Source organism: Mycobacterium angelicum (assembly GCF_002086155.1).
GTDB lineage: Bacteria > Actinomycetota > Actinomycetes > Mycobacteriales > Mycobacteriaceae > Mycobacterium > Mycobacterium angelicum.
The window spans coordinates 39,716-60,651 of the sequence record NZ_MVHE01000030.1; the positions used below are offsets into that span (position 1 = coordinate 39,716).

Genomic DNA, 20,936 nt, shown 5'->3' on the forward strand with positions numbered 1-20,936 from the left:
GGAAGGACTCGGGATGCAACCGCACGGCCAAGACTGGATCAGCAGAGACGAAATCAGAGCTACCATCGCGACTCAACTCGGGTGTGCCCCAGCAGATCTCGCCGACGACGACGATCTCATCCAGCTGGGCCTCAATTCCATTCTGATGATGACGCTGGCCGGAGGCTGGCGTAAGCGCGGCGCGGACATCGCCTTCGCCCAGCTCGCCGCCAACCCCACCATCGCGTCGTGGTACCACCTGCTGCACGCCGACCAGAACGATAGCGTCGCAACACGCGCCGAGCCCACCGCGCCCGTGGCGGCGCCGGCCGCCGACGAAGCCCCGTACCCACTGGCCACCATGCAGCACGCGTACTGGGTGGGCCGCTCCGACGAGCAACAGCTCGGCGGCGTCGCGGCCCATCTCTATGTCGAATTCGACGGCCACCTCGCCGATCCGGCGCGGCTGGAGCGCGCGGTGGCCGACCTTATTGCCACGCATCCGATGCTGCGGACCCGATTCCTGCCCGACGGGACGCAACAAACCATGGCCGCACCGGGACGGTCGGTGTTCGAGGTGATCGATCTGCGGGGACGCAGCCACGAGGACACCGAAGCCGCATTGACCGATTTGCGGGACCGAAAAACGCACCAGCGCATGGCCATTGAAGACGGGCAGGTCATCGACATCACGTTGACCCTGTTCGATGCGGACCGCAGCCGGCTGCATCTGGACATCGACATGCTGGCGGGCGACGCGATGAGCTACCGCGTGCTGGTATCGGAACTGGCCGAATTGTATTCGGGCGCGCCGGTTTCCCCACCCGGATACAGTTACCGGCGCTACCGCACCGAACGCCGGGACGACGGCACCGCACGCGAACGAGACCGGCAGTGGTGGCAGCAACGGTTGCCCGAGATGTCCGGTGCCCCGGAACTGCCGACGGTTCCGGTGGTCGAACGTGCGGCGCCGTATCGCACAGTCCGCTACCAGCACTGGCTGGCACCGGAGGCCAGGCAGCGGCTGGTGGCCGGAGCCCACCGCCGCGGAATCACTCCGGCCGGCGCCTTGGCGGGTGTGTTCGCCGATACGGTGGGCGGCTGGTCGGCGCAGCCCAGGTTTGTGCTGAATGTGCCGTTGTTCCACCGCGAAGCGGTCCATCCGGACATCGACCGGGTAATCGGCGACTTCACGTCGTCGATCTTGCTCGAGGTCGACGTCAGCGAGAACGTCTCGGTAGCCGACCGGGCCCGCGCGGTCCAGCGCAGTATGTACGAAAGCGGTTCGCACGCAGCGTATTCCGGGCTCGAGGTGCTGCGTGACCTGGGACGCCACCGCGGCGAACCGGTGCTGGCGCCCATCGTCTTCACCAGCGCGCTGGATCTGGGCGAGCTGTTCGCCGACAACGTGATCCAGACCTTCGGTGAACCGGTATGGATCATCTCGCAGGGACCGCAAGTGCTGCTGGACGCGCAGGTCACCGAATTGCGGGGCGGCTTGCTGGTCAACTGGGACGTGCGCGAATCCGCGTTTCCCGCCGGTGTCGTCGACGCGATGTTCGCCACCTTCACCGAGACGGTCCAGTGCCTGGCCGAGGGGGATGCCGGCTGGGATGCCGAGGCGGGGGTGCGGCTACCGAGCGCTCAGGCTCAGGTCCGTGCGGCCGTCAACGCGACCGAGGGGCCGGTCAGCCGTCGGTGTCTACATCAAGGCTTCTTCGAGCACGCTGCGCTGAATCCCGAAGCGCCCGCGGTGACGTGGGGGCTCGGCGAGGGCGTGGGTGCGTGGAGTTATGGCGAGTTGGCCGAGCAGTCCCTTGCGGTGGCCGGCGCGTTGCGGGCGGGCGGCGTGCGGCCCGGCGATGCGGTCGCGGTCCAGCTGCCCAAGGGCCGGGATCAAGTACCGGCCGTGCTGGGGGTGCTCGCCGCCGGGGCAACCTATGTGCCGATCGGATTCGACCAGCCGCAGGCGCGGCTCGCCAATATCCTGCAGACCGCACAGGTCGCCGCGGCGCTGACCGTCGAGGGTGCGCAGCTGGGTGCGGTCGAGTGTCTTTCCATCGAAGCGGCGCGCCGGTTTTCCGAACCGTTGGCGGCGCCGGTGTTTCCCGATACCGCCGAGATCGCCTACGTCATCTTCACCTCGGGTTCGACCGGTATGCCCAAGGGTGTCGACGTCACGCACCGCGCCGCGATGAACACCATTGACTCTGTCAACGACTGGTTTGGCGTCAACAGCACCGATCGCGCACTTGCGCTGTCCGCCCTCGAATTCGACTTATCGGTTTACGACATCTTTGCCATGTTCTCAGTGGGTGGCTCGCTGGTAGTCGTCGATGCCGGCGAGCGCGTCGCCATCGCCACCTGGGTGGAACTGCTTGCCCACCATCGTGTTTCGATCCTCAATTGTGTGCCTAGCATGCTCGACATGATGTTGGAGTTCGGCGGCGACCAATTGGGCGATTCGCTGCGTGCGGTCGTCCTCGGTGGGGACTGGGTGGGCGCCGATCTGGCTCGGAGGCTGGCCAAACAGGTTCCAGGATGCCGGTTCTCCGGTCTTGGCGGCGCCACCGAGACCGCCATCCACAGCACAATTTGTGAAGTGGTTGGAGAACCACCGGCCCACTGGGCCACCGTGCCGTTCGGCGTTCCCTTGCGCAATGTGCGGTGCCGGGTCGTTTCGCCGGCGGGCCGCGATTGCCCTGACTGGGTTGCCGGTGAATTGTGGGTGGGCGGGGCGAATGTCGCGGTGGGCTACCGCAACGACCCGCAGCGTACGGCGCAGCGCTTCGTCGAGCACGACGGTAGGCGCTGGTACAAAACCGGCGACATGGCCAGGTATTGGCCCGATGGCACCATTGAGTTCCTCGGCCGGGCCGACAACCAGGTGCAGATCCGGGGGTATCGGGTGGAACTCGGGGAAGTGGAGAGCGCCCTTCGTACCCTGCCCGGGGTGCGCCAAGCCGTCGCGGCCGTCGTCGGCGCCGGCGCCGACGACGGCGCACCCAAGCTGGTTGCCGCCTTGACGGGCAACCCTGATGAGGCCGGCGACATCGCAACCGAGGCCGCAAAGCTGCTGCCGAGCTACATGGTGCCCACTCGCACAGTCTTTTTGAGCGAATTTCCGTTGACCTCAAACGGCAAGCTGGATCGCCGCGCCGTTGCGGCGTTGCTCGAACCGTCATCCGCGGTAACCCAGCACAGTGCCCCGGCCAATGATGTGGAAGCCGCGCTCGCTGACATCGTCGCCGAGGTGCTGGGCGTGAATTCTATTGGCGTGCAAGATGATTTCTTCGCCCACGGTGGCGACTCGGTGTTGGCCACCACGGTTATCGCCCGAGTACGCGACTGGCTGGACTTAGATCACGCATTGGTGTCGGACCTGTTCGCCGCCCGCACCGTGGCGGCTCTTGCCGAACGGCTTACCAGCCGGGAAGACCAGCGTGGCACACCGCAGCGATTGGCCGTCATCGCACGCCACTACCTCGACATCGCGGCGTTGACCGACGAGGAAGTGCTCGCCGAGGGTTAGTTCGGCGCCGGCGATCCGACGACCATGCTGCCGACGTTGCACTCCTGCAGCTCATTGACTCCGGTGGCCGCGACAAACGCGGCGGTGTCACCGAATCCCTGCGCACATGCCCCCAGTCCCATCGCCGTTGCGGCCAGATAGATGGTCTGCATCAGGACGCCGACGTCCTTGAGGATGGTGGCGTACGCCATCTGTTCGTAGGTCCACATGATACGGCCCCAGCGCGCCGAAATAACCAGCAGCACTTGGGGTTCGGCGCCTCCGGCGAGGGTGGCCGCCGCCGGTTTCAATAGCTGGGCTACCGCCTTGGAATCCGCCGGTGCCACCGGGCGCAAAGCATGGTCGAAGGAGTCGTAGTGGTGCATGCCCGGCGCCAGCCCGGCAACGTTGCGGACCACCAGGTACAGCTCGAGTTCGTAAAGGCCGCCGCTCGACGGGTAGGGCCGCGACGAGAGCTCCTCGCCCTCGCCGATCGGATACGTGGAGCGCGTGCGTGCGGTGCGGTAAAGCAATTCGGCCAGTTGCCCGATGGTGATCGGGTGGGCGTCATCGAAAGTTCTTGTGGAAACCCGGTCTTCGAGAACAACGGTGAGCGGTGGATCCGTTGTCCGTTTGGCGCTCAGGTCGGGGATCGGCAGCGCGATCGCTGTACCCGGATAGTCCTCCCGCCGGGCGGGCGGCTGCGGGAACCGCTCCTTGGCCCATTTGGTGGGACCGAAATGATCCCAGGTGACGGTACGTTCGCCCAGCGTGCTGCGACGGTGAAACCACAGATCGGGTGCGCTCCAGCTCAGTGTGTCGAAGCTGCGTTCTTCGTCGCCGGCCGCAACGCAGAACCCGCACCTATGCAGGTCGTCGACGAAATGCGACGCGACGGGACCCCTGGTGTCCGCGCCGGCTTCGGGTGATCCGTCCAGCAGCGTCAGCAGTTGCGAATCGTGGATGCGCAGATCGCACCACGCCAACGGATGCTCCAGCACGAAATCATCCGAATCCCTATGGAGCACAGCGAATTTCGACAGCATCGCGGATTGCGCCGCTAACGGTTGCGGCGCCGGCGCCGGTTGCCCGTGCGGCTGTATGGAGTACCGGTCCCGCTCGCCGTCGCGCACCGTTACCGCCAGCCAGCCGTCGCCGGCGAGGCGATCGATCAGGGTGGCGACGTCGTCGCCGTCGGCCTGCGAGCCGAGCTCGGACAGTGTCGCCGGACCGGCATTGAGGGTCTTGAGTGCCCGGAGTTGGACAGCGGGCAATCGGGTCAATTTCTGGCTGCGCGGCGGATTCAGCAGCACTGCCGCAACAGGTGTGATCAGACACGTCACGCCCGGCCGGAATGCGAATTTCGTCTGGCCAGGGTAGGTGCCGGGGTAGGTGCTGCCGGACAATCTGCAAACCTTCCCGCTGAAAAATTCATGCCTGCTACACAGCTGGGCCACAGGCTCTTCGGCAAAGGTCACAGTAGCGTGGTTGTAACGCCTGTCCGCTAAAAAACCGAAACACCACTTGCACAGCGCTTTCGTGCCAATTCAAGGGGGAGAACCGTGAAGACCATCAAATCCATCGCCACCGGGGCGGTCGCCGTGGCGGCAATCGGAGCAGCCGCCGCCGGTGTGACGTCGATCGCGTCGTTTGATTCCGGCGCATACGAGCCGGTTGTGTTCAGTACGCCGTTGCCGCTGGATCCGGCGCCCAACCCGGCCCCGGCCGCAAACCTGCCGACCGCCGCACAGCTGACCGGCCTGCTCAACAGCCTGGCCGATCCCAGCGTTTCGTTCACCAACAAGGGCAACCTGGTCGAGGGCGGCATCGGCGGCACCGAGGCCCACCTCGCCGACCACGAACTCAAGAAGGCGGCCAAGAACGGCGACTTGCCGTTGTCGTTCACCGTCACGAATATCCAGCCGGCCGCCGAGGGCTCGGCCACCGCCGACGTCTCCGTTTCCGGTCCCAAGCTGTCGCCGCCCGTCACGCAGAGTGTGACGTTCGTGAACCAGGGCAGCTGGATGCTGTCGCGCAGCTCAGCGATGCAACTGCTGCAGGCTGCCGGGCACTGACCGTCAGCGCCGCAGCGCACTGAGATCCAATCTGGCCAAGCGCTGCGGGTCGGCCAACACGTCGATCGCGGTGATCCGCCCGGCACGCACCACGAATGCCATGACCGCTGCTGCGTGGCCGGACACGAAGACGACCGCGCCGGCGGCGCCGTTGATGGTTGCGTTGCGCACTTCTCGCTCCGGTCCCGCATAACTACGGGCCAGCTTGGCCACCGAGGCCGCACCCTCGGCGCGAAATCCGGCGGCCGGAGGTCCGAAGTCACCCCGCAACACCACGTCGGGATGCAGCACCGACACCAGCCGGTCGAAGTTGCCGCTGCGCCCGGCCGCGAAAAAGGCGTCGACTGCCTCATGCTGGGTCGTCAGGTCACCGTCGGGAAGAGGCCCGGCCTGCTGGATGCGCTGTCGCGCCCGGCTGGCCAGCTTGCGGGTGGTCTCCGGTGATCGCTCGACAATGGGTGCGATTTGGTCAAACGGGACAGCGAAGACGTCGTGCAGGACGAAGGCCAACCGTTCCGCCGGGGCCAACGTGTCCAGCACGACAAATAGCGCCAGGCCCACCGCATCGGCCAGCAGCGCGCGGTGTTCGGGGTCGAATTCGCCCTCGGCTTCCACGATGGGATCGGGCAGCCGCGCGACCAACTCCTCAGGGGCGTGACTGCGGCGTTCACGCAACATGTTCAAGCAGATCCGCGCCACTACCGTGGTGAGCCACGCGTCGAGGTTGGCGATCTTGTCGGCGTCGCTGTGGGTGAGCCGCAGCCAGGCTTCCTGAACCGCGTCCTCGGCGTCGTCGACCGAGCCCAGCATCCGGTACGCAACCGCGCGCAGCTGCGGCCTTACTGCTTCGAAACGCTCGGTCAGCGCGAGGTCGACCGTCATGCGGTGTCGGGCAGCGCGCACACCATGCCTTGGGAGAGCCCCGAAGAACCGATGCCGAGCGCCAGATTGAAGCGGGCCCGCAGGTTGCCCAGTGTGATGACATGGGTGAGTCCGACCAGTTGTGCGGTGTCGAAGTGGGCGCGCAGCGCCTCGAACAACTCGTCGCTGACCCGCACCGGCGTTCGGGTTATCGCGGTGGCGTACTCCAGGATCAATTTGTCGACCGTGGAGAAACATCCGGCGCTCTGGTAGTCCGAGAGCGCGCGCAATTCCTCGTCGGTGATTCCCAGCCCGCGGGCAATCTGCGAGCCGAGGTCGATACAGAACTCGCAGCGCGCGGTCGTCGCCGACTTGAGCTCGGCCAGCGCTCGCTGGCGTGGGCTGAGGATGTCGAGTTTGGTCTCGGCCTGCTCGAGCCGTCCGTACGCCCGCAATAGCCGGGGGATGTGGGCGTACATGCGCAACGGTTCGAGCATGGTGGCGGTTTGGCGTCCGGTCATCTGCTTGAACCGGCGTTTGGTGAAGAAGAAGGCGATCCTGGCGCCAAGGTTCGCGTCGCGGTCAGAAATTCCGGTCAGTCGCGGCATGGGGTCCCTCCTGTCGGTGTCGCTACTGGATCGACACCTGGCGGCGCGCAAACGTGACCGCTAGTACGGCGCGTTCGGCGGCCTGTTCGGGGGCTGGTTCGGGGGCTGGTTGAGCGGCGGCCCCGACGACATGTCCATGTCGAACACCCGTGCGTGCAGCACGGTGCGGTTCCGCAGAGCGGCGCGTACGGCGCGGTGCAGACCGTCCTCGAGGTAGGTGATGCCTCGCCACTTCACGGCGTGCGGGAAAAGGTCGCCGTAAAACGTCGAGTCTTCGGACAGCAGTCGGTCCAGCGCGAGCACGGTGGTCGTGGTGACCAATTCGTCAAGGCGGATCTGCTGCGGCGGAATCTGCGACCAATCCCGATAGGACAGCCCGTGTTCGGGGTACGGCTTGCCTTCGCGCACGCCCTTGAAAATCATCCGCAGTCGCTTTCGCCTGACTCGCCCCGGCTCGACGGGACATGTTGGCAAGGCTAGACGGAAGATGAGCTAATTGCTTCGCAGCCCCGCGGAAATGCCGGTTGCGTGCCCACGGCCTGGCGGTCTGTCGGTGCTGAGACCGTAAAATGATCCGGTCGAGGAGGTGCCGGGAAAGGAGGGGCCGATGGGAAGCGCTGACGAGCGTCGCTTTGAAGTGCTGCGCGCCATCGTCGCCGACTTCGTCGCCACCAAGGAACCCATCGGCTCGAAAACCCTGGTGGAGCGGCATAACCTGGGCGTCTCGTCGGCCACCGTCCGCAACGACATGGCGGTGCTGGAGGCCGAGGGTTACATCACCCAGCCGCACACCAGCTCCGGTCGGGTGCCGACGGAGAAGGGCTACCGCGAATTCGTTGACCGCATCGATGACGTCAAGCCGCTGTCCTCGGCCGAGCGGCGGGCGATCCAGAGCTTCCTGGAATCCGGCGTCGACCTCGACGATGTCCTGCGCCGGGCCGTGAGGCTGCTGGCGCAGCTAACGCGCCAGGTCGCCGTGGTCCAGTACCCGACGCTGTCCACGTCAACCGTTCGCCATCTCGAGGTGATCGCGCTCACGCCGGCCCGGCTGCTGATGGTCGTCATCACCGACTCCGGCCGGGTGGATCAGCGCATCGTGGAACTCGGCGACGTCATCGAGGACCACCAGCTTTCGCAGCTGCGCGAGATCCTCGGCCAGGCACTGGAAGGCAAGAAGCTGTCGGTTGCCTCGGTTGCGGTCGCCGACCTTGCCGGCCAGCTGGGCCGCGTCGGCGGGCTGGGCGATGCGGTGGGCCGCTCGGCCACGGTGTTGCTGGAGTCATTGGTCGAGCACACCGAGGAACGTCTACTGCTGGGCGGCACCGCGAACCTGACCCGCAACGCGGCGGACTTCGGTGGTTCGCTGCGTTCCATTCTGGAGGCCCTGGAAGAACAGGTCGTGGTGTTGCGGCTGCTGGCGGCCCAGCAGGAGGCCGGCAAGGTCACCGTGCGCATCGGCCACGAGACCGAGGCGGAGCAGATAGCCGGCACCGCCATGGTGTCGACCGCCTACGGCACCCTGGACACCGTCTACGGCGGCATGGGTGTGCTGGGGCCAACGCGGATGGACTATCCGGGAACTATGGCGAGTGTCGCCGCGGTTGCCATGTATATCGGCGAAGTGCTGGGTGCTCGATGACTGCGCACCGGCTACAGAGTTTGTGGATAGCCCCATAAGGGGCAGGCTTAACAGGCTGAGAAAGGTTAATCGTGGCACGCGATTACTACGGGCTGCTCGGCGTCAGCAAAGGCGCCAATGATGCAGACATCAAACGCGCCTATCGCAAGCTGGCGCGCGAACTGCATCCCGACGTCAATCCCGATGAGGCCGCCCAGGCGAAATTCAAGGAGATCAGCGTCGCTTACGAGGTGCTGAGCGACCCGGAGAAGCGCCGAATCGTCGACCTGGGCGGGGACCCGCTGGAAAACGCGGGCGCGGCGGCCGGCGGGTTCGGCGGCTTCGGCGGCCTGGGTGACGTCTTCGAGGCATTCTTCGGTGGCGGCTTCGGGGGTGCCGGTGGATCTCGCGGCCCGACCGGCCGGGTTCGGCCGGGGTCGGATTCCTTGTTGCGCATGCGGCTCGATCTCGTCGAGTGCGCGACAGGTGTCACCAAGCAGGTCGCCGTCGACACCGCCGTGTTGTGCGACCGCTGCCAGGGCAAGGGCACCAACGGCGACTCCGCGCCGATGCCCTGTGACACCTGCGCTGGCCGCGGCGAGGTGCAGACCGTGCAGCGGTCGCTGCTGGGTCAGATGCTGACCTCGCGGCCCTGCCCGACCTGCCGCGGTGTTGGCGTGGTCATCCCGGACCCCTGCCACCAGTGCATGGGCGACGGCCGGGTCCGCGCCCGCCGGGACATCAGTGTCAAGATCCCCGCCGGCGTCGGCGACGGAATGCGGGTGCGGCTCGCGGCCCAGGGCGAGGTGGGGCCCGGGGGCGGGCCGGCCGGCGACTTGTACGTCGAGGTCCACGAGCAGGCCCACGACATCTTCGTGCGCCAGGGCGACGACTTGCACTGCACGGTTTCGGTGCCGATGGTCGACGCGGCGCTGGGCGTGACGGTCTCCGTGGACGCCATTCTGGACGGGATGAGCGAGATCGTGATTCCGCCTGGCACACAACCGGGTTCGACGATCACGCTGCGCGGCCGCGGCATGCCGCAGCTGCGTGCCAATGCCCGCGGCGATTTGCATGTCCACGTGGAGGTGGTGGTCCCCACCCGGCTGGACAACCACGACACCGAGCTGCTGCGCGAATTGAAGAGCCGCCGCGGCCGCGACGTCGCCGAGGTTCGCTCGACACACGCCGGCGGCGGGCTATTCAGCAGGCTGCGCGAGACGTTCACCGGGCGATAGCTTTTCGGGACCCCGCATATGGTGGCGACGCTGTTTTATGTCGACGCACTGCCCGACACCGGCGCGCTGGCCGTGGTCGACGGCGACGAGGGTTTTCATGCCGCCACCGTGCGGCGGATCCGCCCCGGTGCAGAGCTGGTGCTCGGCGACGGTGCCGGCGGCTTTGCCAGCTGTGTGGTCGAGCGGGCCGGGCGCGACGGGCTGGCGGCCCGGGTATTGCAGCGCTGGAATGTTGAGCCGGCGCGGCCGGCGGTGACAGTGGTGCAGGCGCTGCCCAAGTCCGAACGCTCCGAGTTGGCAATCGAATTGGCCACCGAAGCCGGTGCCGACGCATTCTTGGCCTGGCAGGCCGCACGATGCGTGGCGCGGTGGGACGGCAACCGGGCCGACAAGGGTCTGCGCCGCTGGCGAGCCGTCGCCCGCTCCGCGGCGCGCCAATCCCGCCGGGCTCATATCCCGCCCGTCGACGGTGTGCTGTCTACCGCGGCGCTTGTCAACCGGATCCGTGCCGAGCAGGGTCTGGTTCTGGCCCTGCACGAGTCGGCGACCGAACGTCTGGCGGATATCCCTGTGGCACAGGCTGATTCGCTGATGCTCGTGGTTGGACCCGAGGGTGGGATTGCGCCGGACGAGATCGCCGCACTGACCGGCGCCGGTGCCGTCGCGGTTCGGCTGGGGCCGACCGTACTGCGGACGTCGACGGCGGCCGCAGTGGCGTTGGGGGCTTTAGGTGTGCTCACGTCGCGATGGGACGATTCGTCGAGCCTGTAGTTTTGCAGGCCTCTACTCGCACTTTCCCTGCAGAATTGCAGTCTCGCGGAAAGGAGTTGCCGGGATGACCTCAGAGCACTCCGAGCAGCTTCAGGTCGGTGGCGTACTTGACGATGATGGGCGCCGTGATCTGTGGGATGTCTTTGGTGGGGCCGATTTTCGCGTGTTGCACCGCAGCGCGGAACCGATCGGTCGGCGCGCTCGATCCGCGGGTGGGCGGTGGAGCGTCGGGGTGTTCGTGCATCATCATCATGAGCGGTAGCAGGGAGCGCTCGCGCTGTTCATCCGGCAGGCTGGCCAAGCTGGTCTCCACCTGCTGCACCCAGTCGCTGTAGTCCCCGACTCGCCGGATCGGTTCGCCTGCCTCGATGAGCCAGTCGACGAATTTGTCGAGGCCGGCGTCGTCGTCGTGCGGGTTCATCACGTGATAGGTCGCGAACCCGTCGGCCGCCTGGGCGCCCAGTGTACTGATTGCTTCGGCGACGAATTCGACGGGCAGACCGTCGAAGTGGGCACGTTGCCGGTGTCCGTTCTCGTCGAGTTGATAGAACGAGTTGGGCGCCATGCCGGTGGCGATCACGCTCATCATCAGCCGGGTGAAGTTGTCCGGCAAGTTGAGTTGGCCGGCGTACGTGGTATCGGCCGTAATGGCGCCGCTGCGGAACACCGCGACGGGCAGGCCGCACAGATCGTTGGCCTCCCGCAGCAGCACCTCGGCGGCCCATTTGCTGTTCGCGTAGCCATTGGCGTAGCTGTGGTCGATGGAGCGAGTAGGGCTGATGATCCGGATGTCGGCGTCCTCGGTGAACGCCGACCGGTCGACCGGCTCGCCCACCGTCGTAGTCGACACGTACAAGTAGGGCTTCAGCCTGGTGGTGAGCGCGAGCCGGATCAGCTCGGCGGTGCCCAGGGTGTTGGGCCCGAACAGCTGGCTGTACGGCAGCAGATGGTGGACTCTGGCGGCAGGGTCGACGATCAGGTCGACAGTGTCGGCCAGCCGCTGCCAGGTCTGCGGTTCCAGACCCAAGTGCGGTTGGCTCTTGTCGCCGGCGATCACTTCCAGATGGTCGGCGGCCAGTTCCCGGTAGTGGGCCAACAACTTTGGATCGGTGTCGAACGTATCGTCGAGGCGCCGCCGCGCGTGTTGGTCGGACTCGGCTCGCACCAAGCAGATCAGGGTGCCGCCGACCAATTCCATCCGCTGCAGCCATTCCAGCGCAAGGTACCGCCCCAGAAATCCGGTGGCGCCGGTCAGCAGTACCGTCTTCACTTCGGCGCTGACGGGGGGCAGCTGGGGCGCGGCCCCCAGCGTCGTGGCGTCGATGAACTTGTCCAACGTGAGTTCACCGGCGTGCACCTCGAATGAATCTTCCCCGGGTGAAAAGCCGTGCACGGACCTAACGCTGGGCTGGCCGAGGTGCTCGACGTCCTGCCGGGTGACGGGATGGGCGGCTAGATCGGGTGTGGCGGTCACCACGCCGACGCCATCATCCGTCCCGGTGTCGTCCTGGTTGGCGAATCGGGCTACCTGGGCCACCCCGGCAACGGTGTGGGCGGTGAAGACGTCGCGTGGTCGGCAGCTGACGCCGGCCTCCTGGGCCCGCGCGGCGACTTGGATCGCCAGGATGCTGTCGCCGCCCAGGTCGAAGAAAGAGTCGTCGACGCCCACCCGGTCCAGGCCGAGTACCTCGGCATAGATGGCGGCCAGGATGCCTTCCATCGGGGTTGAGGGGGCGCGATATGAGTCTGTGTCGCCGTATTGGGGAGCCGGTAGGGCTTCGACGTCGAGTTTGTCGTTAATGGTCAGCGGCAGCGTGTCTAGTGCTACGACGGCGGTCGGCACCATGTACGGCGGGAGTCTCTTGGCCAGCACGGGGCGGATGTCAGCTGGATTGGCGGTACCGGTGAAATAGGCCACCAGCCGTTTGTCACCTGGTTGGTCCTGACGGGCGATCACCACCGCTTGCTCCACGCCGTGGAGTTCGCTCAGGACGGTGGCGATGCCGGCGGGTTCGATGCGGTGTCCGCGGATCTTGACCTGTTCGTCGGCGCGACCGACGTAGTGCAGCTGGCCGTCGGCTTCCCAACGCACCAAGTCCCCGGTCTGATACATCCGCACACCGCTCCCGCCGAAGGGGCAGGCCACAAACCGGGATGCGGTCAACGCCGGTCGGTGCCAATACCCACCGGCCACGCCGCTGCCGGCCACGTACAACTCACCGACCACCCCAACAGGCACCGGCGATAACCACTGATCCAGCACGAACAATGCCGCACCCGCCACCGGGCGCCCGATCGGCGGCGTCCCGGAACCCGGTTTCAGCGGCTCACTCATCGATACGTACATCGTGGTCTCGGTCGGACCGTACTGATTGACCATGACCCGGCCGCCGCCCCACCGATCCACGACCTCGGCGGGGCAGGCTTCGCCGCCGACGACCAATGTCACCGTGTCCAGTCCATGTGTGGGCAAAACCGTTACCGCAGAGGGAGTTTGGACCAACATGTCGACTTCTTCGGCGACCAGCAAATCGTGAAAGTCATTGGGTGAGCGGGTGATTGACTCAGGAATGACCACGAGGCGCGCGCCATGAAGCAGTGGTGCCCACACCTCAAATACGGAGAGATCGAAGGCGTAGGAATGGCATTGGATTGTCGTCTGCCCCGCTGTCGGCACGAAAGCTGTTGGTCCGGTAAGTAGTTGGACGACGTTGCGGTGGGTGACTGCGACCCCTTTGGGTTTTCCCGTGGTGCCAGAGGTGTAGATCATGTAGGCGATGTCGTCGGCAGACGGCAACGGCAGTGCATCTGGCGGGTAGGAAGCTGTGGTCGCCGGGTCGTCGGCCTCGATGATCGCCAGGTCGGGTTTGTGGAGCTGGCTGACGAACCGGGCCTTAGTGATCACCGCCGCCGGTTTGGCGTCGTTGATGATCGAATCGGTGCGATAGTCGGGGCTGCTCGGGTCGATTGGTAGGTACGCAGCGCCGCTTTTCAGCACCGCCACGATCGCGACGATGGCCTCAAGGCAGCGCTCCAGAACCAGTCCAACCAATTCGCCCGGCCCAATGCCCCGGTCGACTAATAGACGTGCAAGACGGTTAGATGCCTCATCGAGTTCGCGGTAGCTCAGCGAATTTCCCTGAAAGGTCAACGCGAGTGCGTCGGGCGTCCGCCTCACCTGAGCGGCAAACAACGCTGGGATCGATAGCGCCGGTTCGGTGTGGGTGTGGTCGAGAACCGTCCGATGCCCCCACTCGTCCGGGCGAGCATGGGCGGCTTGAATCGACGACAACCGTAATTCAGGATCGGCGGTCAGCATGTCGAGCAACTTCAGGTAGTCGCCGACGATAGCGGTGATTGTTTCGCGATCGAACACATCGGTGGCGTACTCGACGTTGGCCGAGAGCGGTTGCAGAGGCTGGCCTGGTGGCTGCTGCGGGGCGACAATCTCGAATCGAAGATCGAATTTGGCGCCTTGGGGATGTGTGCGTATGGACTGCGCCCACAACCCAGGAAACTTCAGCGCCGGTAACGGAGTATTTTGCAGCACGAAACCCACTTGAAAGAGTGGATGATGCGCCATCGAACGGGTGGGGTTGATTCGTTGCACTACGAGTTCGAAGGGAACGTCTTGATGGTTATACGCGGCTAGTGCTTTTTGCCTGACTTGCGCGAGTAATTCGGTGAAACTGGGGTTTCCCGCTATCTGAACGCGCAGTACCCAGGTGTTGATGAAAAACCCGACGAGCTCGGAGAGCGCAGCGTCGGTACGCCCGCTCATGAGACCGCCGATCGTCAGATCATCACCGGCACCCAGTTTGTGCAACAGCACCGCTAACGCGGCCTGATACACCATCGACGCGGTCGCCTCGCAGCTTTGAGCCAACTGCTTGACCTGCTGTTGCAGGCGAGTATCGACGGTGAAGTCGACCACGTCGCCAGCAATGGACTGCTGGGTTGAGCGGGGCCGGTCGAACGGCAACTCCGTTTCCTCGGGCGCCCCTTTCAACTCGGAATGCCAATAGGACAGCTGACCGGCCAGCGCACTGGCTGGGTCATCACGGTTACCGAGAAATTCCTGCTGCCAAAGCGTGTAGTCGGCATATTGCAGTGCCAACGGCGACCATTGGGGTTTACGGCCTTCGCTGCGGTCGGTGTAGGCGCGTACCAGATCGGAAAAGAAAGCAATCATCGAGGCGCCGTCTGCGGCGATGTGATGGATGACCACCACCAACACATGTTCAGTGTTCGACAGCGTCAATAGTTCAGCGCGGATCGGGATTTCGGCTGTGAGATCGAACAGGTAGCTTGCGGCATCGTTTATTTGGTGGGCGACCTGTTCTTCGTTGCTTACGTCGATGACTGCGAAAACCGGTTCAACCTCGTCGACCGCCAGTATTTGCTGATAGGGAGTTCCGTGCTCACCGATGAACCGGGTACGCAAGCTTTCGTGGCGTTCGATAACATCGGCGATCGCTTCCTGAAGTGCCGCCACGTCCAGGTCCCCGGTCAGCCTCACGGCAATGGGGATGTTGTAAATCGGTGTCGAGCCGACGGTCTGGTCGATGAACCACAATCGGCGTTGGGCAAACGACAAGGGCAAACGCTGGGGGCGGACGCGTGGACCCAAGACCGGTGCGGTGGCCCCGGTCTTGGCGCTGAGCATGCTGACCAGGTGGTGCGCGGCCGCGCGCGGGGTGGGATGGTCGAAGGCCAGCGACGCGGGCAGGGGTAGGCCGGTGTGCCGGGTTAACGTGTTGCGGAGTTCCAGAGCACTCAGCGAGTCCATGCCAAGGTCTCTGAACGGTAGGTCGGGATCGAGGGCGCCCGGGTCGGGATGGGCCAACACGGTGGCCGTGGTCGTGACAACCAGCCCGGTGAGGGTGGCCAGTTGTTGCTGCGGGGTCTGGCTGGCCAGCTGTTTGGCCAACGTATCGGCGGCGGGCGCGGTACTGGCCTGCCGTCGCGCGGTCGTCAGGGCCGACAAGATGACCGGCAGGGCGCCCTGCCGTGCTTGGTCGGCGAGCGCGCGGGCGTTGAACGGGGTCGGGATCAGGGTGGGTCGACGGGATGCCAGCGCGGTATCGAACAACGCCAGACCGTGCTCGATGGTGATCGGCGTCAGGTTGTTACGGGTGAACCGGGCTTGGTCCACCGCGTCGAGATGAGCGGTCATCGCGCTGGCGGTTTGCCAGTATCCCCACGCCAAACTGGTTGCCGCTAAACCAATTCGGTGACGTTGTTGAGCCAGCGCGTCCAACACGGCGTTAGCCGCCGCGTAGTTGGCTTGCCCGAGTGCGCCGAGAACTCCAGCCGCCGAGGAGAACATGACAAACGCGTCCAGCTTGGCATCAGCGGTCAGCCGATGCAGATGCCACGCGGCGTCGGCCTTGGTGGTCAACACCGTGGCCAGTTGCTCACTGGTGAGCTCACTGATCACCGCGTCGTCCAGGACCGCGGCAGTGTGTATGACGCCGCATAGCGGGTGTTGGGCAGGGATGCCGGCCAGCAGTGTGGCGAGTTGGGTGGGGTTGCTGGTGTCGCAGGCAGTGATGTCGACCTGGGCGCCCAGCTGCGTTAACCGCTCATGGAGTTCAGCGGCCCCGGCAGCGTCCATACCGCTGCGCGACACCAACAGCAGGTGCCCAACGCCGTAGCCAGTGACCAGATGCTCGGCAAAAACCCCGCCCAACATGCCGGTACCACCGGTAATGAGCACCGTGCCGTCTGGATCGAACGCAACGGACTCGGTTCGGGATTCGGTTCGGGATTCGGTTCGGGATTGTGCGTGTGGCTGGGCCGGGGCGAGTCGGGGGCGATGGACGACGCCGTCGCGCAGGGCGAGTCGAGGTTCCATGCTGGGTCGGCGCGCCGGGTCGGTGAGGGCGGTTAAGACCTTGGCCAGGGTGTCCTCCGTAGCCGACGTGGCGTCGATGTCGATCACACTGATCCGGCCCGGGTGCTCGTTCTGGGCGGTGTGGATCAAGGCCCACGCCGCGGCGTGGGCAAGGTCGGGAGCCTGGTCGTGCGGACTGATGCTGACCGCATGGCGGGTCAGGAGCACCAGGTGAGTCGCTACCGCGTCCGCGCTGTCCAACCAGGTTTGCAACCCAGCCAGAATGCGACGGGTGAAGGCATGCACCTGTTGCAACGGATCGGGCTGATCACCGCCGAGCGGCGGCGCAAAATCCCACACCGCCAATGCCGGCCAGGAGTCCACCGAGGAAGGCTGCTCACTGAACAGCGCCCATGCCGGTGACGCTTCGGCGGCGGGCAACTCGTCAGCGGCTAGCTCCGGCCAGGCCAACTCGAACAAGCCGTCGCGGGCGACCCCGTTTCCGGATTTCAGACTGTCGGTGTCGGGCAGGGCCCCAAGGGTCAACGCGTCGATGGTGATGACCGGGGCGCCGGCGGGGTCGGTGGCGTGCAGTGTGTAGGTGTCGGCGCCGGTGGAGGTGAGCTGGACGTGCAATCGGGTGGCTTCCACGGCGTGCAAGGCAACCCCGGTGAACGCGAACGGAAGTCGCGCCGCTACTAAAGGATGCAAAGCGGCATCCAGCAGCGCGGGGTGGAGGCCGTAGCCGCTGGTGTCAACGCCAGCGGGCAACGCCACTTCGGCGTGAATTGTGTCGGGGCTAGCCGGATCGCTCCCCAGCGCCCGCAACGCGCAAAACGCGCCACCGTACGCCAAGCCGGAGTCGGCCAGCTGCTCATAGAAACTGTCTTGTTCAACGGCCGTGAGTGTCGCTGCGCCAGTTGAAGCTGCACGCAGGGTGGGGTTGGTGTTGCTCAGCGTCCCGCTGGCATGGGCGGTCCAGGGTGCGCGGCGGTTTTGGGCATCGCTGATGCGCGCGTGCACGTCGAAAGCCCGACGGCCCTGCTCGTCGAATGGATGCACGCTGATCTGCAGGTCGGTTGCGTCGCCCGGGGCGAGGACCAAGGGAGCCCGCACAACCAGCTCGTCGATCACGGGGCACTGTGCGTATTCACCTGCTCGCAGGACCAGATCAATAAACCCGGTCGCCGGGAATACCACGCTGTCGCCCATCTGGAGACCGGCCAGCCATTCGTGGGTGGTGGTGGATAACCGTCCGGTCAACACGATCTGGTCTTGGTCGGCCAAATCGGTCAGCGCACCCAACAGGGGATGATCGGGCTTGTCCAAACCGGCAGCGCTGACGTCCACACCGGCCGGCGGGGTTAGCCAGTAAGGGCGGTGCTGGAAGGGATAGGTGGGCAATGCCACGGTGGTCGCGCCGGGATACAGGGTGGTCCAGGTGGGGCTGTGGCCGTGGGTGTGCAGTTGGGCCAGCGTGGTCGCCAGGGTGTCGAGGTCAGGGCGGTCGCGGACCAAAGTGGTGACGAGCACTGATTCGGTTCGTTCGGCGACGCTGGCCAGTGCGTCGGTCAGGGCGGGTGCCAGCACGGGGTGCGGAGACAGTTCCACAAAGATGTGTTCGCCTTGGGTCAACAGTTCCGCGATGGCGCCATGGAATTCGACCGGCTCGCGCACGTTGCGGTACCAGTAGTCGGCGTTCATGGTGGCGGTGTCCAACGGCTGGCTGGACCGTGCGCTTTGCACCGTGGAGTACAGCGGGATGCTGTTGGCTTGCGGGGCGATGTCGGCCAGCTCATGGAGTAGGTGTTGGCGCAGCTGCTCGACCTGAGGCGAGTGTGAGGCGTAATCGACTGCTATAGAACGGATTTGGACGCCGTCACGTTCACAGGCGGTGGTGAACTCCACCATCGCTGCGCTATCGCCGCTGACGATGGTGTGGGTGGGGCCGTTGGTGGCGGCGACGTGGAGCTTGCTGTCCCACTGTTTTAGTCGGGGCGTCAGTTGTTCGCGGTCAAGCAGAACCGAGGCCATGGTTCCCGTACCCTGCAAACGCGTCAGGGCTGCGCTGCGCACCGTGACGATTTTGGCGGCTTGGTCCAGCGACAGTGCGCCCGCGACGTAGGCGGCGGCGATCTCTCCTTGGGAGTGACCGACCACTGCGTCGGGGGTGATGCCGTGGGCCCGGAGTAGCTCGGCCAGCGAGACCATGATGGCGAATAAGACGGGCTGGACCACATCGACGCGGTCTAGGGGCGGTGCGTCGGGGCGTTGGTGTAGGACGTCGCACACTGACCAGCCGGTCCAGGGGCGCAGGGCGCGGTCACACTCGTCGAGGGCGTCGGCAAAGCCCCGGTGGTGGGCGTAGAGCTGGGTGGCCATGCCGGGGTATTGAGCGCCTTGGCCGGGGAAGACGAATACGGCTTTGGCGGGTTGGTGGGCTCGGTGGTGGTGGCTGGCCGGGTTGGGGTGGGATTGGTTGCTGGCTAATGCCTGCAGCGCCGTGAGGAGGTCGTCAAGGTGCGGGCGAGTGCTGGTGGTGTCGGTGGGGATGGTCAGGGCTGCGCGGTGCGGGTGGTGGGTGCGGGTGGTGGCCAGGCTGTAGGCCAGATCCGTCAGATCGAGGTCGGGGTGCTCGAGCAGATGTTGGTGTAGGCGGGTCGCTGCCGCGCTGAGTGCTGTGGGGGTGCGCGCGGATAGTGGCCAAAAACGCAATGGCGGTGGGTTTTTGGCCGCTGCGGGTGCGGCAGATGTTGGCGTAGGGGCTTGCTGAACGATCAGGTGGGCGTTGGTGCCGCTGATACCGAAGGACGACACGCCTGCAGTACGGGGATGGTCGGACTTCGGCCACGGTATGACCTCGGTGAGCAACTGCACCGCTCCGGCGGACCAGTCGATGTGGGGGCTGGGCTGGTCGATATGCAGGGTGGGGGGCAGCGCGGCGTGGTTGATTGCGGTGATCATTTTGATGAGTCCGGCGGCGCCGGCGGCGGCTTGGGTGTGGCCGATGTTGGATTTGACCGATCCCAGCCATAACGGGTGTTGGGGGTCGCGGTCTGCGCCGTAGGTGGCCAGCAGGGCGCCGGCTTCGATGGGGTCGCCCAGGGTGGTGCCGGTGCCGTGGGCTTCGACGGCGTCGACGTGGTGCAGGGGGATGCCGGCGTTGGCGGCGGCTTGGGTGATGACGCGTTGTTGGGCGGGGCCGTTGGGGGCGGTGAGACCGTTGGACGCGCCGTCTTGGTTGACTGCGGAGCCGGCGATGACGGCCAGGACGGGGTGGCGGTGGCGGTGGGCGTCGCTGAGGCGTTCGAGGACCAGGACTGCGGCGCCTTCGCCCCAGCCGGTGCCGTCGGCGGCGGCGGCGAAGGCTTTGCAGCGACCATCGACGGACAGTCCGCGTTGGCGGGCGAATTCGATAAACAGTGTCGGACTGCTGATTACGGTGACGCCGCCGGCCAGGGCCAGGCTGGATTCACCGCTGCGCAGCGACTGGCAGGCAAGATGCGTGGCGACCAGCGACGACGAACACGCGGTATCGATGGTGATCGCAGGGCCCTGTAGCCCTAACGCGTAAGCGACCCGGCCCGAGGTCACGCTGGTTGCCGCCCCGGTCAGCCCGTACCCCTCCGCGCCGTCGGATCCGCCTGTTCCGGGTTGGGACCAGGTTCCGGCGAAGACGCCGGTGTCGGTGCCGTCCAGGGTGGCCGGGTCGATGCCGGCGGTTTCCAGGGCTTCCCAGCACACTTCGAGCAGGAGGCGTTGTTGGGGATCCATGGCGGTGGCTTCCCGCGCCGAGATCCCGAAGAACTCGGCATCGAACCCGGCCGCGTCCACTAGGAACCCTCCCGAGCGGGTGTAGGTTTTGCCGACCGCGTCGGGGTCGGGATCGAATATCCCGGCCAGGTCCCAGCCGCGGTCGGCGGGGAACAAACTTATGGCGTCGGTGCCATTGCTCACTAATTCCCATAGCGCTTGGGGGGAATCCACTCCACCGGGCAGCCGGCACGCCATACCCACGACGGCGATCGGCTCATGCGACGCCGCCAACAGTTGCTTTAAACTCTCATTCTCCAGGAGAGTCTTTCGAAAAGCCTGCGTGACCTTTTCTAATGAAGCTTCCATTGCGTCCTTATTCTGAAATCCCGTCTATAGAGTCATTGATCGTCTAGCGCCGCAGCGACCATGTCATCCAGACTCATGTTCGCGATATCAGGCTTCTTTTTCCGATGGATATCGGTATCTGCGTCATCCAGCATTAGGCGTTGCAGGACAGCTAATACGTTGGCTTGCGCTAAGCGTTCGGCCGGAATTGATGCAACGAATTCCTGAATCTGTTTGACATGGTCGACGCTCGTGGGCGTTGCGGTGGCGTTGCCGTTGAGTTGGGTGAGCAGATGGCGGGCGATGGCGGTGGGGGTGGGGTGGTCGAAGACGAGGGT

At 65.5% G+C, this 20,936-nt stretch carries 11 protein-coding genes; 5 read left to right on the forward strand and 6 right to left on the reverse strand.

The features are described 5' to 3' along the window. Window positions 1-13 precede the first annotated feature (13 nt). A complete protein-coding gene (locus BST12_RS17590) occupies window positions 14-3,511 on the forward strand; it encodes a non-ribosomal peptide synthetase (RefSeq protein ID WP_083114424.1) in 3,498 nt (1,165 codons plus the stop codon). Here BST12_RS17590 and BST12_RS17595 read toward each other — a convergent pair. Further along, window positions 3,508-4,896: a SagB family peptide dehydrogenase gene (locus BST12_RS17595; RefSeq protein ID WP_245850388.1), complete on the reverse strand. Its 1,389-nt coding sequence runs from the start codon at window positions 4,894-4,896 to the stop codon at window positions 3,508-3,510. The two genes, BST12_RS17590 and BST12_RS17595, sit on opposite strands and share 4 nt — an antisense overlap. 156 nt (window positions 4,897-5,052) lie before the next feature. Between BST12_RS17595 and BST12_RS17600 the strand changes: the two genes are divergently transcribed. Next, the gene (locus tag BST12_RS17600) at window positions 5,053-5,565 is read left to right on the forward strand and encodes an MTB12 family secreted protein (RefSeq protein ID WP_083114413.1); all 513 of its coding nucleotides are present in this window, start codon (window positions 5,053-5,055) and stop codon (window positions 5,563-5,565) included. 3 nt (window positions 5,566-5,568) lie between these two features. Here BST12_RS17600 and BST12_RS17605 read toward each other — a convergent pair whose 3' ends face one another. The 3 genes from BST12_RS17605 to BST12_RS17615 are packed head-to-tail and all read right to left on the reverse strand — an operon-like array spanning window position 5,569 to window position 7,457. After that, complete coding sequence (locus BST12_RS17605; RefSeq protein WP_083114426.1) at window positions 5,569-6,447, reverse strand: sigma-70 family RNA polymerase sigma factor; 879 nt, start codon at window positions 6,445-6,447, stop codon at window positions 5,569-5,571. Beyond that, window positions 6,444-7,034 carry a carboxymuconolactone decarboxylase family protein gene (locus BST12_RS17610; protein ID WP_083114414.1) on the reverse strand — a complete coding sequence of 197 codons (591 nt, stop codon included), beginning with the start codon at window positions 7,032-7,034 and terminating at the stop codon, window positions 6,444-6,446. Before BST12_RS17610 ends, BST12_RS17605 begins: the two co-directional genes overlap by 4 nt. 60 nt (window positions 7,035-7,094) lie before the next feature. Further along, the gene (locus tag BST12_RS17615; protein WP_083114415.1) at window positions 7,095-7,457 is read right to left on the reverse strand and encodes a type II toxin-antitoxin system VapB family antitoxin; all 363 of its coding nucleotides are present in this window, start codon (window positions 7,455-7,457) and stop codon (window positions 7,095-7,097) included. 184 nt (window positions 7,458-7,641) lie between these two features. Here BST12_RS17615 and hrcA point away from each other — a divergent pair, with 184 nt between their 5' ends. The 3 genes from hrcA (at window position 7,642) to BST12_RS17630 (ending at window position 10,661) form a co-directional block, all read left to right on the forward strand. Beyond that, the gene (hrcA, locus tag BST12_RS17620; RefSeq protein WP_083114416.1) at window positions 7,642-8,673 is read left to right on the forward strand and encodes a heat-inducible transcriptional repressor HrcA; all 1,032 of its coding nucleotides are present in this window, start codon (window positions 7,642-7,644) and stop codon (window positions 8,671-8,673) included. 71 nt (window positions 8,674-8,744) lie between these two features. Further along, window positions 8,745-9,890 carry a molecular chaperone DnaJ gene (gene dnaJ, locus BST12_RS17625; RefSeq protein WP_083114417.1) on the forward strand — a complete coding sequence of 382 codons (1,146 nt, stop codon included), beginning with the start codon at window positions 8,745-8,747 and terminating at the stop codon, window positions 9,888-9,890. A gap of 18 nt (window positions 9,891-9,908) precedes the next feature. Further along, on the forward strand, window positions 9,909-10,661 hold the full coding sequence (locus BST12_RS17630; protein ID WP_083114418.1) for a 16S rRNA (uracil(1498)-N(3))-methyltransferase: 753 nt from the start codon (window positions 9,909-9,911) through the stop codon (window positions 10,659-10,661). A gap of 70 nt (window positions 10,662-10,731) precedes the next feature. Here BST12_RS17630 and BST12_RS34300 read toward each other — a convergent pair whose 3' ends face one another. Both BST12_RS34300 and BST12_RS32040 read right to left on the reverse strand, forming a co-directional pair. Continuing rightward, window positions 10,732-20,544: a non-ribosomal peptide synthetase/type I polyketide synthase gene (locus tag BST12_RS34300; protein WP_276030213.1), complete on the reverse strand. Its 9,813-nt coding sequence runs from the start codon at window positions 20,542-20,544 to the stop codon at window positions 10,732-10,734. A gap of 107 nt (window positions 20,545-20,651) precedes the next feature. Further along, window positions 20,652-20,936: acyl carrier protein (locus BST12_RS32040; protein ID WP_170062143.1), on the reverse strand; the 285-nt coding region annotated here is incomplete at its 5' end.